The organism is Nocardia sp. JCM 38205 (genome assembly GCF_058222935.1).
Genome location: NZ_JBYHFL010000006.1, coordinates 36,173 through 51,445 on the forward strand (window position 1 = coordinate 36,173; position 15,273 = coordinate 51,445).

The window sequence follows — 15,273 nt, forward strand, 5'->3', positions numbered from 1 at the left end:
GTCGGGCCAGGCTCGAACGCGTAGTACCCCCGGCATGACCTCTGAGCACGCCCGGCACGAAGTCTGGCGACGGGCGGGGTCAGGTTTTGACGAACCCGCCAACGTTCCACACCAGCGATCGGAACTGCTCCGGCCTGAAGGGCTGACGTTGCGGTATGTCCGCGGCCGGAGAGAAGGGCCAGAAGACCAATCCGCATCGGTGGCAGTAGACCCCTGCTTGCCAGACCGCACGTGCTGCCGGTCGGCCTCGGAGTATCCGTTTGTTGGTGCGGGCTCGGCCGACGGCGACGGCGAGCGTGACGAGACCCGGTGCAGCTATCGGTCCGATGAAGAACAGGAGACAAACCACCCATGTCGCCAAGGACATGGCCGGGTCTCCCATCGCAGTAGAGATCGCCATCGGGATGGCAATGCAGAATGCCGGAATCAGTAGCAGTAGACCGACGATCGTGAGTCGGGTGGCCGACTCGAGCGCGGGCTCGGGTGCCAGGGTGCGCGCCAGCATCGTGACATGGGTGCGGTCGATGGAGGCGGTGCCGATGACAGGTACCAGACCTGTGGAGGCCACGCCGACACCGGAGTAGGTGCCGGTGCCGAAGCTCGAGGAGATGCCGTCGGTGTATACGGCGGGAACGCTTTGCACCAGGTCAATTTGGTGACAGTGCGGACAGCTCAAGTCGACGTCGATCGGAACCCCCTGAACGAGATGGACAGCTGCCGTGAGTGCGGATGGTGACGCTGTCACGAAGACTCCTTCGATAATCCAACACGGTGGGCGGTATGTCGAGCCGATTGCTGCCGCAGCCTCTTTGATGCGGCAGGCGCTGTAGCTGGTCACAACGCCGGGCCGGTCTGCGAACTGTCCGGTGAGTCGTGCGCTGCTTGTGCGGCGGCGGCGTCGGACAGGATGCGGCTGATAGTCGAGCGGCTCTTGTTCAGTTCGTTGGCGATCTGGGTGGGACTCCAGCCATCGTTGTGGTGGCGTTTCAACGCGTGCGCGACCACATGCGGATCGCGGCGCCTGGCAGGATCGCGTGCGCACAACAGCTCTGCCAGCGCTGCGAAGTCCGCCGAGACCGGAGCAGCCGAATCGAGCGGCGTGCGCACGCGTTCGAGCATCGGCTCATCCGCCGCAGCGGCCGGGGCATTGGGCACGCTCGCGTGCGCACTTTCCGGAATTTCGACGGATTCCGGCTGGGAGTGTGCGGTCGGTCCGGGAGCCGGGTGAGCGGAATGGGCGAGTGCGAGCAGCGCGACGGTGGACTGTGCCATCGAGCCTTCGATAATCAGCGGCCACAGCCACGCCTCCTTGCCGGGTACGCCGGCCGTAACCGCCAACGACCTCAACGCGGTGAACGACAGCCAGAACGCGCCCGCGGCGATCAGAGCGGTCATCGCTGTCGCGACGATGTGGGTTGCGCGGGCTCCGGTGTCGGCGCGGACCAGGACCGAAACTCCGTGCACAGCGGCGAGCAACGCCAGCGGTGGTATGACGGCGACGGCGGCGGCGACAACAGGTACAGCGCTGCCGTGCAGGATCGCTTGCGTGGCGTTGCCGATGATGCTGACAGCAGCGGCGGCAACGAGCACTGCCCAGAAGAATGTGTGCGCACGCGGCGCAGCCGTGGGAGCCACTTCCGTTGCGTCCGTACGGTTCGGTGGATCGGAGGCAGAGCTGTGCATCGGGGTCCTCCTGCGGATGGTCAGTGTGTGAGCGGCACGCCGGCAGAGGCGAGTGGGTGAGACTCGCCTGTCAGGACCGAAAGCGCGGCCGCCACCTCCTGGAGGTGGGATTTGACGTAGGTGGTTGTCGTGCCGCCGCCCTTGCCGCGGTGGCCGGCATACTCGCGTGCGACCGCGTAGCTGAAAGTGCGCTCGACCCAGGTGAGTGTCGTGTGCCGCAACCAGTACATGCTCATGCCCTGCGCGGCGACCCACGGCAGCTCCTCACCGACTCGACGCCAGATGTAGTCGTAGCGACGAGCAGTAATGGGCCTCCCGTTGCGATAGCGCAGCAGCTGCCCCCGACTGCGGGCTGCGCCGGGTTCGAACATGCTCGAGCAGGTGCTGCATCAGCGTCGGCGAAACCGGTTGCCAGCGATCGCTGCCCTACTTCTCCGGCGGAAGACCAGACACTGATCGGGGCCGAGATCGTGCGGACGGCTAGCTAACGCTCCGCCTCTGCGACGGGCGTCTCGATGTGAGCCCATCGGGAACACCCGATCCTGGCCGAACAGACGCAGCACCATTCGCTAGCAAAAGTGCAGGGAGACCGAAATCCTTGTCAGGTGGAGCGACCAGGCACCGGCACACGGTCGAGCGCAAGGCATCGGGCCGCGTCGCTACCCACGGGTCGTGGCGGCTTGTCCTCGTTTGTGCATAGGGCCGACTGTGGTTGCGAAATCGTCGTGCTTCAGCTTTCATGGATAGTGGGAGAATCGGCAGGCCCGGAGGATTCATGCCTATCGATCTCCACGGCCAAGCTTCTACTAGTCGTCCTGGGGCGCGGGCTGCTCCCGAGCTTGTGTACCCAGCGTCCGCGCCTTCGTCAAACCCGGCTTTCCGCCTCAATACGTTGGTTCGCGCGCCCTCAGGGGGTGATGCCGACGCTCGGTCGGGCGCGTACGGCAACCGGTGCACACGAATAGTTCGGCCGTCGACCAGCCGCTTCCAGTACGCCGCTGTAGGCGAGGACGTGCGCCGTGCGACCTGAGCGCACGAACACGCCAGATGGGTCTGCGCGAGAAGATGCGGAAGACATCACGGTCAACGTCCCGATCGACCCGCCGATGCTCAACGGCTCAGCCGCTAGAGTGTTGCTGGAGATCATTCTCCGACATGTCCGTGATGCTGAGGGCGGGGGCGCCGATAGCTCCGGACCGAGTCCGCCACAAACATCTCCAGTCGCTCATTCCACGGACGGGGCCAGTTCAGCTAGGTCACCACCGAACACCGATGTCTTTCTCAACCAGCAGGAGGAATCGCAGCAATGATCAGATTCGCTTTCGCCGGGCGGGTCTCCACCGAAGACCAACAAGATCCGGAAGCGTCTCGCAATTGGCAGCTCGGACGAGCGAACGCCCTGATTGGTCAGCACGGGCAGATCGTCGCGGAGTTCTTCGACATCGGGCAGTCGCGGTCGATTCCATGGAAGCGGCGCCCCGCTGCCGGGCGGTTACTCGAGCTGCTCAAAGAACCTGAGCGGGGGTTCGACGCGGTCGTGATCGGAGAACCGCAGCGCGCGTTCTACGGCAACCAGTTCGGGCTGACGTTTCCAGTCTTCGTTCACTACGGCGTGCAACTGTGGGTGCCGGAGGTCGGTGGTCCGATCGACGCTGACTCCGAAGCGCACGACCTGATCATGTCGGTTTTCGGTGGCATGTCCAAAGGCGAGCGTAATCGCATCAAGATCCGTGTTCGTGCTGCTATGGCCGCGCAAGTGCAAGTCGAGGGCCGCTACCTTGGGGGCCGACCACCCTACGGGTACCGGCTCGCCGACGCCGGCCCTCATCCCAATCCGGGCAAAGCCGCCGATGGTAAGCGGCTACACCGGCTCGAACCCGACCCGGTCACGGCGCCAGTAGTGCAGCGCATTTATCACGAGTACCTGTCGGGTATAGGGGTATTCGCGATTGCGCAACGCCTCACCACTGAGGGTATTTCGTGCCCGTCGGCTTACGACAGCAAGCGTAACAACCACCGCTCGGCAGTCGCGTGGTCGAAGAGTGCGGTCCGCTCGATCCTGACCAATCCGCGGTATACCGGCTACGAAGTGTGGAACAAGCAGCGCAAGCAAGAGTGCCTCATCGACGTAGACGACGTCGCTCTCGGCCATCACACCCGGCTGACCTGGAATCCGAAAACCGAGTGGGTCTACTCCGACCGACCTGCTCACGAGGCGTTGGTCAGCAGAACTGATTTCGAACACGTCCGGTTACGACTGGCCTCCCGGGGCCCGAAATCGACCGGCCGGGTTGTGACTCGACGACAGCATCCCTACACGTTCAAAGGGCTGCTGTTTCATGAGTCCTGCGGGAGGAGGATGCAGGGTACGTGGAACCACGAGCGAGCCCACTACCGATGCCGATACCCCTCGGAATACGCTATTGCCAACCAGCTCGACCACCCGCCGTCGGTCTACCTGCGCGAAGACCAACTCACCGGTCCTCTGGACACATGGCTGGCAGATATCTTTCATCCCGATCGGCTCGCACACTCCCTCTCTATGCTCGAAGCCGCCCAACCGGATGATGCACCAGGACTGGATGCGGCACGTCGATCACTGGCCACCATCGATCAGAAACTCGCCAGACACCGTGCAGCCTTGGAAGCGGGGGCAAACCCAGGACTTGTCGCTGGGTGGATTGACGACGTGCAGCGAGAGCGGCAACTCGTCACCGCACAGATGGCGGCACTAGAAAGCCGGCACGTTTCAAACCAGCGCATGACACAGGAAGAGATCGCCAGCCTCATCGATTCGCTCGGGGGTCTGGTGAAAGTGATACGCAAGGCCGACCCAGCCGAGAAACTCGAGATCTATCGGCAGCTTGGCCTGAAGCTCACCTATAACCACGCCACACGAACGGTGGTGGCCGAAACCAGCCCACAACCGCCCGTGGGCGTAGTGGTTGTGTCCGGAGGGGGACTTGAACCCCCACGCCCGATAAAGGGCACTAGCACCTCAAGCTAGCGCGTCTGCCATTCCGCCACCCGGACCGGTGTGCCCAGCAAGATTATCGGATGCTCAGGGTAAGCGCCAAATCGCGCCCTGACCTGGTGGTTTACTGAGGAGAGGGGCTTGGGGTGCGTACCGGGCGTCTGTCGGCGCCGGGGTGGCTGCGAGTGGGATTGCTGCGGCTGCGGAGTTATCGATGCCGGCGATCCGGGCGGTAGGTGGTGGGCCCTGCCGTCAGCTTGCCTTGGGGGAGCACTCACGCGTGTGAAAGTAACCGGCGTGGGGAGCGTCCTCGCAGGAGTGGCTCCGGCGACTTAGCCTGGCGGGATGACCACTCCCGTCCATCTGACGATCGGCGCAGGGCCCGGTCTCGGTGTCGCGGTCGCGCGCCGATTCGCCCGCGCGGGCTACCATGCGGCGCTCACCGCTCGCACGACCGAGGATGCCGCCGGGCTGGCGGACATGCTCACCGCCGACGGCCTCTCTGCCGAGGGTGCCGCCATCGACTTGCTCGATGCGGGCGACATCAGCCGCGTGGTGGCCGAGATCGGGTCCCGCCACGGCCGCATCGATCTGCTGCATTTCAATCCCAGCGCGTGGCGGGAGAAGGATCCGCTGCACCTGACCGTGGCCGAACTGCTCGAGGACGTCACTTTCGGTGTCGCGGCACTGCTGCCCGCGGTACAGGCGGCATACCGCTTCATGTCGCGCGGGGCGCGCATCCTGGTGACGGGCAGCGCGGCCGCCGACAAGCCGTGGCACGGCGCGGCTTCGCTCGGTGTGCAGAAGGCCGGCGTACGCAATCTCGTCATCAGTCTCGACGCCGCCCTGGCTGGTGAAGGGATCAGGGCCGTCGCCGTCCAGATCAACGGCCTGCTGGCCGAGACGGGTCCGTTCTCCCCGCCGCCCATCGCGGAAGCCATGTGGGCAGCGGTGCAGCGGCCCGATGACGACTGGACGCCCCACGTGTCGTACGACGGGTGATCGTCACCTTCCGGCTACCCGCCGCCTCCGGCATCGCAACCAGAGGCGGCGGGGCGAGCATCAGTCGACGGCGGTCGCCTCGAGTTCGACCAGCTGGCCGGGGATCGCGAGGCGGGTGACGCCGAGCATCGTGGTGGCCGGGGCTACCTGGGCGGCGCCCAATCGCGCGGCCAGCACGCCGTAATGCTGGAAGAGCAGGTCGACGTCGGTCGTATAAACGTTGAGCCGGACCAGGTTCGCCAGCGACATTCCTGCCTTGCCGAGCACGGCTTCGACATTGTCGAGACTCAGGGCCAACTGCGCCGCCATGTCGCCGTCGTGCTGGGGAGTGCCGTCCTCGCCCATCGCGGTCTGGCCGGAGCAGTACAGCGTCCGGGTGTGCCCGGAAACGAGTTCGCCCTGGTTGAACCCCATCTCCAGCGACCACGTCACCGGGTTCACTGCCGTTCGTTGCGCTACCACTTCAGCTCCATTCGCATTGTCGAGGTACCTACCGCCGCCTGTTCTAGGCGCCGTGTTGACGAGCCTTCCAACGATTCACGACATCCTGTGTCAGGTATTTCTGGGAAGATTTCCGGTGTGCGCGCTGATCGGCTGGTATCGCTGGTGCTGCTGCTGCGCCGGCGTGGCCGGCTGACGGCGGCGGAGCTGGCCGATGAGCTCGAGGTGTCGACGCGCACGGTCCTGCGCGACATCGAAGCGCTGTCGACGGCGGGCGTCCCGGTGTACGCCGAACGCGGCAGACACGGCGGTTTCGCGCTGTTACCGGGATTCCAGACCGAGCTCACCGGACTCAACCATGACGAGGCACTCGCCCTGCTGGTGGCCGGATCCCGGCGTGGCGCACAGGTATTCGGTCTCGGCTCGGCGTTGGCTTCGGCAATGCTCAAGGTGGTCGATGCGCTGCCGGACAGCTACCGGGCCACCGCCGACGAGGTGGCCGGGCGGCTGCTCGTCGATCCCGAGACCGATCTGCTCTCACGTCGGCTGGTCGAGGACGAGGTGCCCGAGGCCGTGGCCGCCGAGGTTCGCCGTGCTGTGTTCACCGGACACAAACTGCGCATCCACTACGCCGCCGTGGACCAGGCCCCGACGTGGCGAACGGTGGACCCGATCGGCCTGGTCACTGTGCGCGATCACGTCTATCTGCTGGCCACCCGAGCGGGTGCGGATCGCACCTATCGGCTGTCGCGAGTGCTGGCTGCCGAGCAACTGCCCGAACCCGCGCAGCGGGCGGGCCGGGTCGATCTGGATCGCGTCTGGCAGGAGCGCAGCACACGTTTTCGTGCCGGTGGCGACCAGGTCACCGTGCTGGCGCTGGTGGATCCGGCACGGCGCGAGGACCTGGTCGGCACCGCCCTGGCCGTGCATGCCGAGGACTCCGACACGGACGGTCGACTACGCCTCGAGGTGAGTTTCCAAGATGCCCGGCATGCGGAATGGGCCCTGTGGCAGCTCGCCACGGACGCGGAAGCTCTTGCGCCGCAATGGCTGCGCACCCGTCTTCACGATCGCGCAGCCGCGCTGGTCGCCTGTTATGGACAACCGTCCTGAGAAATGATCACTGCTGTGCCCGGGGGACGGTGTCGGGGGAGACGAGGAACGAGATCTTCTCCATGACCGGTTTGCGCTGGGTGTTCTGGAAGGCGGCCACGCGCCACTGTCCGTCGGTGTCACGGACCATCGTGTAGGTCTGGACCTTGCTCAGCTTGCGCGGCCGCCCGCCTTTGTAGGTATCGCCCCGGCTGGTGACCACGGCTGTATCGGTTCCGCAGAATCGGATGTCGAGAACCTCGTCGGCGAGTTTCGTGCCCGCGAGAAACTTCGCGAACAGCGCGCGATGGCTGCTCACGATATCGCGCCGGCCGCGGTAGACGGTGCCGACGAAGCTGATATAGCTCGCGTCCTCGGTGAACAGTGCGCCGTAGGCCTCGGCGTCGTGGTCGGCCCAGGCGGCGACCAGACCGTCGATGACCGCTCTCACCGCGGCGATGTCCTGCTGCATGGTGAATCACTCCCTCGCTGGTTAGAATGGCGCAGATACTGCATGCAAGAAGTATCTGCTCAGATGCAGATAAATTGAATGTACGAGGCGAGGCGACCCGATGGCAAGTACGGCGGATGGTGACCGCGAACATGTGATCTTCCGGCAGTACCTGGACGCGGTGGGCCTGCAAGGCCTCGCCAGCGCGGAAGCCGCAGGTCTGCACACCTCGGAGTGGTACGCGCTGAGCCTGATTGCGTTCCACGGCGCCTTGTCCTCGGGAGAGCTCGCCACCCGGGCCGGGCTCACCACAGGCGCCACCACCCGCCTGATCGACCGGCTGGAGAAGTCCGGTTTCGCCCGCCGAACGGCGGACCCGAATGACCGCAGGCGTGTGCTCGTCGAGCCGGTGCCCGAAGCCCTCGATCGCATCCAGCAGGTCGTCGGCCCTGCCCGCCGGCACCTGGCCGAAGTCCTCGACCACTACACCCCCGAGCAGCGCGCCCTGTTGTTCGACTATTTCGCTCGGGCCGCACCTGCTTTCCGAGCGGCCACCGAAGAGATCCGGGCACACAGCGCCGGTAGCCGCCGGGGTCGGTCGAGGACGTCACCGGCGTAGCGGCCCGCATCGGTGATCTTCCGCCGGGTACCCGGGTGCATTACTGTCGGACGGGGGCGTGCCACACCCAGGAGGCGACGTAATGAAGCGTCGGCGGTCGAGGTTCGGGGCTCTCGCGGCTGTTGTCGCCGCGGGACTAGTGGTGAGCGGTTGCGGGGGTGAGGAACCGGCGGAGTCGGCGAGTACGACGCCGTCGGCGACCGATTCGATCTTGCCCAACCAGGTCGCGGGTGTCGCGATCCCGGATGGCCGAGTCGGCGAGGCGGTCGATCGGGTCGGTGGGCTGGCCGAGGAGCTGATGGCATCCTCCGGAATCCCCGGGATGGCGGTGGCCATCGTGCATGACGGCAGGGTGGTCTACAGCGAGGGTTTCGGCGTCGGCAATGTCGACAGCAAGAGCGAGGTCGGGCCCGACACGGTGTTCCAGCTGGCGTCGGTGTCGAAATCGGTTGGTGCGACGGTGGTGGCGCACCAAGTGTCTGCGGGCAAGGTCGAGTGGGATTCGCCGCTCGAGGAGCTGATGCCGTCCTTCGCTCTCGGCGACCCCTACGTGACCGACCATGTCACCGTCGGCGACCTGTATGCCCATCGGTCCGGACTACCCGATCACGCCGGTGACCTGCTCGAGGATCTCGGCTATGACCGCGAACAGGTCGTCGAGCGATTGCGTCTGCTGCCGCTCGGACCCTTCCGCGATTCGTACGAGTACACCAACTTCGGGGTCACCGCCGCCGCCATGGCCGTGGCGCGCGCCGGTGGCACCGACTGGGAAACACTGTCGGCCCGCGAGTTGTACGAGCCGCTCGGCATGACCGCCACGAGTTCGCTCTACAGCGAATTCGCCGAACGCGCGAACCGGGCCGACGGTCACACCTTCGTCGATGGCGAATACCGGGTCACCAATCCGGGACGACAGCCCGACGCGCAATCGCCGGCCGGGGGAGTGAGCTCCTCGGTCGCGGACATGGCGAAATGGATGACGATGGTGCTCGCGGACGGCTCGGTGAACGGGCGCGCCTTGATCGAACCGCAGGACTTGCTGCCCGCGATCTCACCGCAGTCGGTCGCGCACCCACCGCAATCGGCCGACGCACGCGCCAGCTTCTACGGCTTCGGCTTCAATGTTTCCGAATCCGCGGCCGGACGGGTGATGCTCAGCCATTCCGGCGGATTCGAACTCGGAGCGGCGACCGCGTTCACCTTGATTCCCTCGGCCGACGTCGGCATCGTGACGCTGACCAACGCGGCACCGATCGGCGTACCCGAGACGCTCAACGCCGAGTTCGCCGACCTGGTGCAATTCGGTGAGATCCGGCAGGACTGGCGAGCCCTCTACCGGGAAGCGTTCGCGCCGATGAGCGCGCCCACCGGCGAACTGGCCGGAGCCACCGCGCCCGCCGACCCGGCTCCGGCCCGCCCGCTGACCGACTACGCGGGCGTCTACGACAACCCGTACTACGGCCCGGCGACCATCACCGAAACCGCGGGCGCGTTGACCCTGACGCTCGGCCCGAAGAATACGGCCTTCCCGCTGACTCACTGGGATGGCGACACTTTCGTCTTCACACCCTCCGGGGAGAACGCCGCCCCCGGCTCGGTCTCCAAGGCGACCTTCGACGGTGATGAGCTCACGCTCGAGTATTACGACCAGGAGGGACTCGGATCGTTCGACCGGGGGAGCTGAGGCGTGTAGTTGTCGTCCACGGCGACATGGGGGAGGGGCGGTGGACACGCAAACTATGTCGGCCAGGGAAGTGAGGTCCGGCGTAGCTCGGCTACCGGTTTGAGCGAGTGGGGGCTGAAGTTCGGTATGAGAAGGGGTCCGATAATCTCGCTGTGTTAATCTTGCCGATACGTAGATATGCGCATCTATGAATGTGCCTCACCCAATAGCCAACGTCGCCCATACACGACCCTCCGTAAAAACAGCAAGGAGGCGTGAGGGCCTGGTGCGGTTCATCAGAATCGGTCGGCCCAAGTCCTCGAGGGGCCGAGCTACAGCCGGCGGGACAGTATGCCGCGAGGGGAGGAGGGCGTCGAGTACGGACTACCGCCTAGCCGGCGGCCCGCCGCCGGACGGTCCGAGCCTTCGCCGCATCAGAGTTCGTGTCCGCTGCCGGTTCGCCCAACTCTGCTCGTCTCCGGTTCGGCAGCCGGTTCGGGTGTGGTGAAGCGACCCGAAACGAATTCCTGGGCGGTGATCTTCGCGCGGACCACCGGCTCCCGGTAGCGGGTTTCGCGGGCTGTGGCTTTGGCGAATTTCGATGAGTCCGGGCGGTAGCGCCACCGCGCCCAGGGCGCGGTCGGCCTGCTGAGCCGGAGGGCGCCGACGATCAGCAGTGGTGGGAAGAACAGGCCGAGGAAGCCGGTCCAGTATTTGCCTTTGAGCAGGGTGATGGCGGCGAGGCCGTATTGGATGGTGAGACCGGCGATCGAGGCGATGAGGGTGGCGACTTCGCCGTCGTCGGTGTATTCGTCGAAGTCGTCGGCGAGGCCGAGGGGGTGGATGCCGAGCAGGAACAGCACCGAGATGGCGAATGCGACCATGACGGCGTCGATGCTGCTGCGGCCTTCCTCGCTCCAGTAGACGTCGCGTACGTGCAGCACGAGGGCGAATTCGTCGAGTACCAGCGCGGATCCGATGCCGAAGAAGGTGGCGAGCACGCAGTTGAGGACCGGTGTTTCGTGCGCGGCGAGCGCGACCAGCAGTAGGCCGGAGACCAGCATGGTGACGAGTCCGAAGATCACGTGGTGGATGTGCAGGCCGCCCGGGGTGACGTTGCCGGGCCACCAGGAGACTTCGGCGCGGATCATCCGGGTGCTCATCCGGATGAACAGGAACGTCAGCAGGAAGGCAACCATCATGAACAGCAGCGGCAGGCGGCCGTTGTCGACGATGGTGTCGGTGAACCAGCGGGTCATGGGAGGGCTCCGGGAGCTCGCCCGGGTGAGCTGATTCGGCCGCGGTGCATCGGTGCGGTCCCTTCCCGAGGGTGCCCGGCCGGTCGGGCGCGATCGGTCTCGGCCCCTTGGTTTCGTCGTCACTGCAAACTGTAGTTTGCTCGACGATCCGGTGGCTCGATTCGGCGGTATGGGTGTGGTTTCTGCACGAGCGGATAATTGCGGCGCCCACGGCTGAGCTCGCCGGGCGTGCCGATCGGATCGCGCATTTCAAAGCACCGGTCGATGTGGGAACGGATCTTTTCGAAATATAGCGGTATCGACTGGATCACGATGTGGCTCAGCGGGTTTGCGGGAAAAGTAGGGCGCCGGGCGATACGCCGTTCCGCAAATTGAACGGCGTCTGCCCTTTTTATTGGGCCCTATCCGAACGGTCGCTTGGTTGATCCAAGGGGCATGATCATCTGTATTGATCTACTCGAGTCGCGGGTGCGAGAATCGGGATGCCAATGATTTGCGCCGGCTGTAACGGGCCGGGTGAGCATCCGGATTTATTCGTTGTGGGGGGCCACAAGGCAACACTCGGAGTTGGTCTCAGTGCAAGCGGGCGAATCGCGGGGTCCTCAGGATCGGAAGCGTTATCTGTGGGTATTGGGGCTGATTGCCCCGGGGTGTGCGCTGCTGCCCTCACAGTTGGTGCTGCGCACGGGATCCGAAGTGTTCTGGTGGATCGGTCCGATCATCGTCTTGATCGTGATTCCGGTCCTCGATCTGATCGTCGGCGAGGACGGCAGCAACCCCCGCGACGAGGACTACGAGGCGCTGTCGAACAACCACTATTACCGGTGGTGCACCTACATGTTCCTGCCGATCCAATTGCTCGGACTGGTGATCGCGTCCTCGATGTGGGCGGGCGATGCGCTGAGTTTCGTCGACAAGCTCGGCTTGGCGGTCACGCTGGGATTCGTCAGCGGGATCGGGATCAACGCGGCACACGAGCTGGGGCATCGAGCCGAGCATCTGGAGCGCTGGCTGGCCAAGATCGCCTTGGCCCAATCCGGTTACGGGCATTTCTTCGTCGAACACAACCGCGGTCATCACGTGCGGGTGGCGACGCCCGAGGATCCGGCGAGCGCGCGGCTGGGGGAGTCGCTGTACGAGTTCCTGCCGCGCACCGTCTCGGGTGGGTTCCGCTCGGCCATCGCGCTCGAACGTGAGCGGTTGCAGCGGCACGGCCAGGGTTGGTGGTCACCGCACAACCACATCGTGCAGGCGTGGGCGATGACGGTGGTGTTGTTCGGTTCGCTGATCGCGGCATTCGGGCTCGAGGTGTTGCCGTGGCTGCTGTTGCAGGCGGTGATCGGCGCGGCCCTGCTGGAGACGGTCAACTATGTCGAGCACTACGGTCTGCTGCGCAGGCGCCGCCCCAACGGCCGGTTCGAGCGCTGCTCGCCGCGTGACAGCTGGAACAGCGACCGGTTGGTGACCAATATCTTCCTGTTCCATTTGCAGCGCCACAGCGACCATCACGCGAACCCGGGGCGGCGGTATCAGACGCTGCGTAGTTCCGCCGAATCCCCGCAGCTGCCCGCGGGGTACGCCACCATGATCTTGCTGGCCGCTGTCCCTCCACTGTGGCGGCGGGTGATGGATCCGCGGGTGCTCGCGCATTACGGCGGTGATGTCACCAAGGCCAATATCGCTCCGCGTAAGCGCGAACGGATTCTGGCGGAGCACGGGGTCGCGGCCGGTAATCGCTGATGGCCCGGTGTCCCCGCGGTCAGTAGGCGAGGGGGTACTCGTCGTCGGGCAGCGGGGTGATCCAGGCTTGATCGATGCGGTCGGCGGTATCGGCGTTGTCGAAGGCTTCGCGGATGCGAGTGGTGAGTGGGGGTACCGCGGTGTCGAGTCCGGCGTCGACGTCGGTGGCGTAGGCGAGGGTGTGCTGGTCGCTGCGGTCGGCGTCGCTGCCGGTGGGGAACGGGGTCATCGCGTTACCTCCCTGCGTCCGATCGGGTGACGGGCCAGGGGCGGCCCGGAGGGTTCCGGGTCGCCCCGCGAAGAGTGACTGTGTTCGAGATGGGTTGCTGTGAGACCGTGGCGAACAGGGGCATCACCTCACTCGTGTCGATCTCGGCCGGTTGCGGGGACACCGCGCGGTGCGGCGGGCCGCGCTGAGTCGGCTGCACGCCGGGCGGGATGCGCCGGCGTAGCGTCGCGACGAGCGCGGGGTGCGTCGGTGCGCGCGGTGGTCGCTCGGGCCGGACCCGTTGGCCGGGGTGCTGTGGTGCGGGCCAACGGGCCAGCGCTTCGGCCACAATGGCGTCCATTTCGGCGAAGAGCTGCTCGATGTCGGGGTCGAGCAGGAGCAGTTCGGTGTCGAGCAGGTCCTCGCGCGAGTCCGTTCCGATCATTGCCCTGTCTCCTCGAAGGAGTGCCGGGCCGTGCCGGATCAGGCGTCGATGGCCTGACGCCGTTCGGCCCGCTCGACCGCGATCTTGCGGGGTTTGGCCTTCTCCGCGACCGGGATGGACAGGCGCAGTACGCCGTCGGTGTAGTCGGCGCGGATGTGGTCGGTGTCGAGGCCGTCGCCGAGGAACAGCTGTCGGCTGAAGACGCCGCGGGAGCGTTCTGCGGCGATCATCTCGCGGTCGCCTTGCAGTTCTGGACGCGTGGCGCGGACTGTCACGACATTGCGTTCGACATCGAGATCCAGCGATTCGGGGTCGATGCCGGGTAGGTCGAACTCGACCAGGAATTCGTCGCCCGCACGCCAGGCGTCCATCGGCATGACGGCCGGGCGGGCCACTGTGCCGAACACCTGCTGCGTCAGTCGGTCCAGATCACGGAACGGATCGGTGCGCATCAGCATGGTCGCCACCTCCAGATCACTCCATTCTCTGTATCGATGAGCAGATAACCTATGTCATCTGACATAGATTCGTTATAGCTCGGCGGTGAGATGAACGCAAGGGCTTAGGATAGAAAATCTGAAAGGAATGGCAGGAGTGAGGAGAACGGATGACGCAGGAGAGTTTCGAGCCTCGTCTCCCCGACTCGACGCAGGCGGTCTATGCGATCTCGGTGGCCGCCGACCTGGCCGGCATCGGCGTGCAGACTCTGCGCCTGTACGAGCGGCACGGTCTGATCACCCCGGCCCGTAGCGACGGCGGAACCCGCCGCTACAGCGGCGACGATCTGGCGCGGCTGCATCGGATCGCGGCGCTGGCTGCCGATGGGGTGAACCTCGCCGGCATCGGCCGCATTCTCGAACTCGAAGACGCCAATGCCGCCCTGCACGCCGATCTGGCGCGGCTGCGTCGTCGCGGCAACGGCTGAGCGGGCGGTCAGGCCGCTCGCTCGGCCAGGGTGAGGCCGATGCGTTCGATGAAGTCGCCGATGTCCTTGGGGGAGCGTGAGGTGATCAGCGGGTAGCCGTGGGTGTCGTCGACGACGACCGATCGGTCCACCCACTCGGCGGCGCCCGCGTTGTGGATATCGGTTTTCAGGGAGGGGAACGAGGTGAGGGTCTTGTCGCCGACGATGCCGGCCTCCACGAGCAGCCACGGTCCGTGGCAGATCGCGGCGATCGGTGTGCCCGCGGCCGCGATCCGGCGAGTGATGTCGACGGCGGCGGCGTTGAGGCGCAGCGAATCGGCGTTGACGGTGCCGCCGGGGATCAGCAGCAGGTCGTAGTCGGCCGGGTTCACCGCGTCGAGGGTGACGGTGGGTTGGACGGTGGTGCCGGGATTCTTGTCGTGCACCAGGGTCTGGATGGCGTCGCCGGATTCGGCGGCGATATCGACCGTGGCGCCGGCGTCGCGGAGATGCTGCACGGGAACCATGAGTTCGTCCTGTTCGACGCCGTAATTGGTGACGATCGCCAGAATGCGGCGCTGGGTGAGATCGGTGCCTGCCATGCGCGGTTCCTTCCTGTCGATGCCCGGTGCGCGTGTTCGGCGCTCTGGTCGCGGATCATGCGACTCGCTTCCGGCATACCCGGGTGTGCGGCGCCGACACGTCCGTGCAGTTCGTCGCGGGGGCGAACGGCGGCGTGGGCGATCACTTTTCGATTACGGGAAATTGGGTACCCCTCAGTCAGGTCGAGCC

At 65.7% G+C, this 15,273-nt stretch carries 16 protein-coding genes, 1 tRNA gene and 1 pseudogene; 7 read left to right on the plus strand and 11 right to left on the minus strand.

Annotated elements, in window-relative coordinates:
- Positions 1–79: 79 nt before the first annotated feature.
- The 3 genes from AC4HOU_RS21830 to AC4HOU_RS21840 all read right to left on the minus strand — a co-directional run bounded on the left by AC4HOU_RS21830 (position 80) and on the right by AC4HOU_RS21840 (position 2,054).
- Positions 80–745: a hypothetical protein gene (locus AC4HOU_RS21830; RefSeq protein WP_195026214.1), complete on the minus strand. Its 666-nt coding sequence runs from the start codon at positions 743–745 to the stop codon at positions 80–82.
- Between the two features lie 89 nt (positions 746–834).
- On the minus strand, positions 835–1,590 hold the full coding sequence (locus AC4HOU_RS21835) for a DUF2637 domain-containing protein (protein WP_195026215.1): 756 nt from the start codon (positions 1,588–1,590) through the stop codon (positions 835–837).
- 113 nt (positions 1,591–1,703) lie between these two features.
- On the minus strand, positions 1,704–2,054 hold the full coding sequence (locus tag AC4HOU_RS21840; protein ID WP_195026216.1) for a hypothetical protein: 351 nt from the start codon (positions 2,052–2,054) through the stop codon (positions 1,704–1,706).
- A 935-nt stretch (positions 2,055–2,989) separates the two neighbouring features.
- Here AC4HOU_RS21840 and AC4HOU_RS21845 point away from each other — a divergent pair.
- Positions 2,990–3,889 (plus strand): annotated as a pseudogene (locus AC4HOU_RS21845) (recombinase family protein); the annotation flags it as partial.
- Between the two features lie 742 nt (positions 3,890–4,631).
- Here the strand turns inward: AC4HOU_RS21845 and AC4HOU_RS21850 are convergent.
- Positions 4,632–4,716 (minus strand) — tRNA-Leu (locus AC4HOU_RS21850).
- A 286-nt stretch (positions 4,717–5,002) separates the two neighbouring features.
- Here AC4HOU_RS21850 and AC4HOU_RS21855 point away from each other — a divergent pair.
- Positions 5,003–5,659 (plus strand): SDR family oxidoreductase, encoded by a 657-nt coding sequence (locus tag AC4HOU_RS21855; RefSeq protein ID WP_194989628.1) that lies wholly within the window; start codon positions 5,003–5,005, stop codon positions 5,657–5,659.
- A gap of 60 nt (positions 5,660–5,719) precedes the next feature.
- Here AC4HOU_RS21855 and AC4HOU_RS21860 read toward each other — a convergent pair whose 3' ends face one another.
- Positions 5,720–6,073, minus strand: coding sequence for a RidA family protein (locus AC4HOU_RS21860; RefSeq protein WP_163813265.1), 354 nt, complete (start codon positions 6,071–6,073; stop codon positions 5,720–5,722).
- A 165-nt stretch (positions 6,074–6,238) separates the two neighbouring features.
- Between AC4HOU_RS21860 and AC4HOU_RS21865 the strand changes: the two genes are divergently transcribed.
- A complete protein-coding gene (locus AC4HOU_RS21865) occupies positions 6,239–7,213 on the plus strand; it encodes a helix-turn-helix transcriptional regulator (RefSeq protein ID WP_195019374.1) in 975 nt (324 codons plus the stop codon).
- A gap of 7 nt (positions 7,214–7,220) precedes the next feature.
- Here the strand turns inward: AC4HOU_RS21865 and AC4HOU_RS21870 are convergent, their stop codons facing one another.
- Positions 7,221–7,664: an SgcJ/EcaC family oxidoreductase gene (locus AC4HOU_RS21870; RefSeq protein WP_195019373.1), complete on the minus strand. Its 444-nt coding sequence runs from the start codon at positions 7,662–7,664 to the stop codon at positions 7,221–7,223.
- Between the two features lie 100 nt (positions 7,665–7,764).
- Between AC4HOU_RS21870 and AC4HOU_RS21875 the strand changes: the two genes are divergently transcribed.
- Both AC4HOU_RS21875 and AC4HOU_RS21880 read left to right on the plus strand, forming a co-directional pair.
- On the plus strand, positions 7,765–8,262 hold the full coding sequence (locus AC4HOU_RS21875) for a MarR family transcriptional regulator (RefSeq protein ID WP_163812994.1): 498 nt from the start codon (positions 7,765–7,767) through the stop codon (positions 8,260–8,262).
- 82 nt (positions 8,263–8,344) lie between these two features.
- On the plus strand, positions 8,345–9,946 hold the full coding sequence (locus tag AC4HOU_RS21880; protein ID WP_195019372.1) for a serine hydrolase: 1,602 nt from the start codon (positions 8,345–8,347) through the stop codon (positions 9,944–9,946).
- Between the two features lie 413 nt (positions 9,947–10,359).
- Here AC4HOU_RS21880 and AC4HOU_RS21885 read toward each other — a convergent pair whose 3' ends face one another.
- Complete coding sequence (locus AC4HOU_RS21885; RefSeq protein WP_195019371.1) at positions 10,360–11,184, minus strand: hypothetical protein; 825 nt, start codon at positions 11,182–11,184, stop codon at positions 10,360–10,362.
- Positions 11,185–11,805: 621 nt separating this feature from the next.
- Here AC4HOU_RS21885 and AC4HOU_RS21890 point away from each other — a divergent pair.
- Positions 11,806–12,924 (plus strand): alkane 1-monooxygenase, encoded by a 1,119-nt coding sequence (locus AC4HOU_RS21890; protein ID WP_228805994.1) that lies wholly within the window; start codon positions 11,806–11,808, stop codon positions 12,922–12,924.
- A gap of 19 nt (positions 12,925–12,943) precedes the next feature.
- Here the strand turns inward: AC4HOU_RS21890 and AC4HOU_RS21895 are convergent, their stop codons facing one another.
- The 3 genes from AC4HOU_RS21895 to AC4HOU_RS21905 are packed head-to-tail and all read right to left on the minus strand — an operon-like array spanning position 12,944 to position 14,050.
- Complete coding sequence (locus AC4HOU_RS21895) at positions 12,944–13,153, minus strand: Rv3202a family protein (protein WP_163812986.1); 210 nt, start codon at positions 13,151–13,153, stop codon at positions 12,944–12,946.
- 4 nt (positions 13,154–13,157) lie between these two features.
- Positions 13,158–13,577 carry a hypothetical protein gene (locus AC4HOU_RS21900; protein WP_195019370.1) on the minus strand — a complete coding sequence of 140 codons (420 nt, stop codon included), beginning with the start codon at positions 13,575–13,577 and terminating at the stop codon, positions 13,158–13,160.
- 38 nt (positions 13,578–13,615) lie between these two features.
- Complete coding sequence (locus AC4HOU_RS21905; protein ID WP_280211720.1) at positions 13,616–14,050, minus strand: Hsp20/alpha crystallin family protein; 435 nt, start codon at positions 14,048–14,050, stop codon at positions 13,616–13,618.
- A gap of 134 nt (positions 14,051–14,184) precedes the next feature.
- Here AC4HOU_RS21905 and AC4HOU_RS21910 point away from each other — a divergent pair, with 134 nt between their 5' ends.
- Complete coding sequence (locus AC4HOU_RS21910; RefSeq protein ID WP_163812980.1) at positions 14,185–14,502, plus strand: MerR family transcriptional regulator; 318 nt, start codon at positions 14,185–14,187, stop codon at positions 14,500–14,502.
- Between the two features lie 8 nt (positions 14,503–14,510).
- Here the strand turns inward: AC4HOU_RS21910 and AC4HOU_RS21915 are convergent, their stop codons facing one another.
- Positions 14,511–15,083, minus strand: coding sequence for a type 1 glutamine amidotransferase domain-containing protein (locus tag AC4HOU_RS21915; protein ID WP_195019369.1), 573 nt, complete (start codon positions 15,081–15,083; stop codon positions 14,511–14,513).
- Positions 15,084–15,273 lie beyond the last annotated feature (190 nt).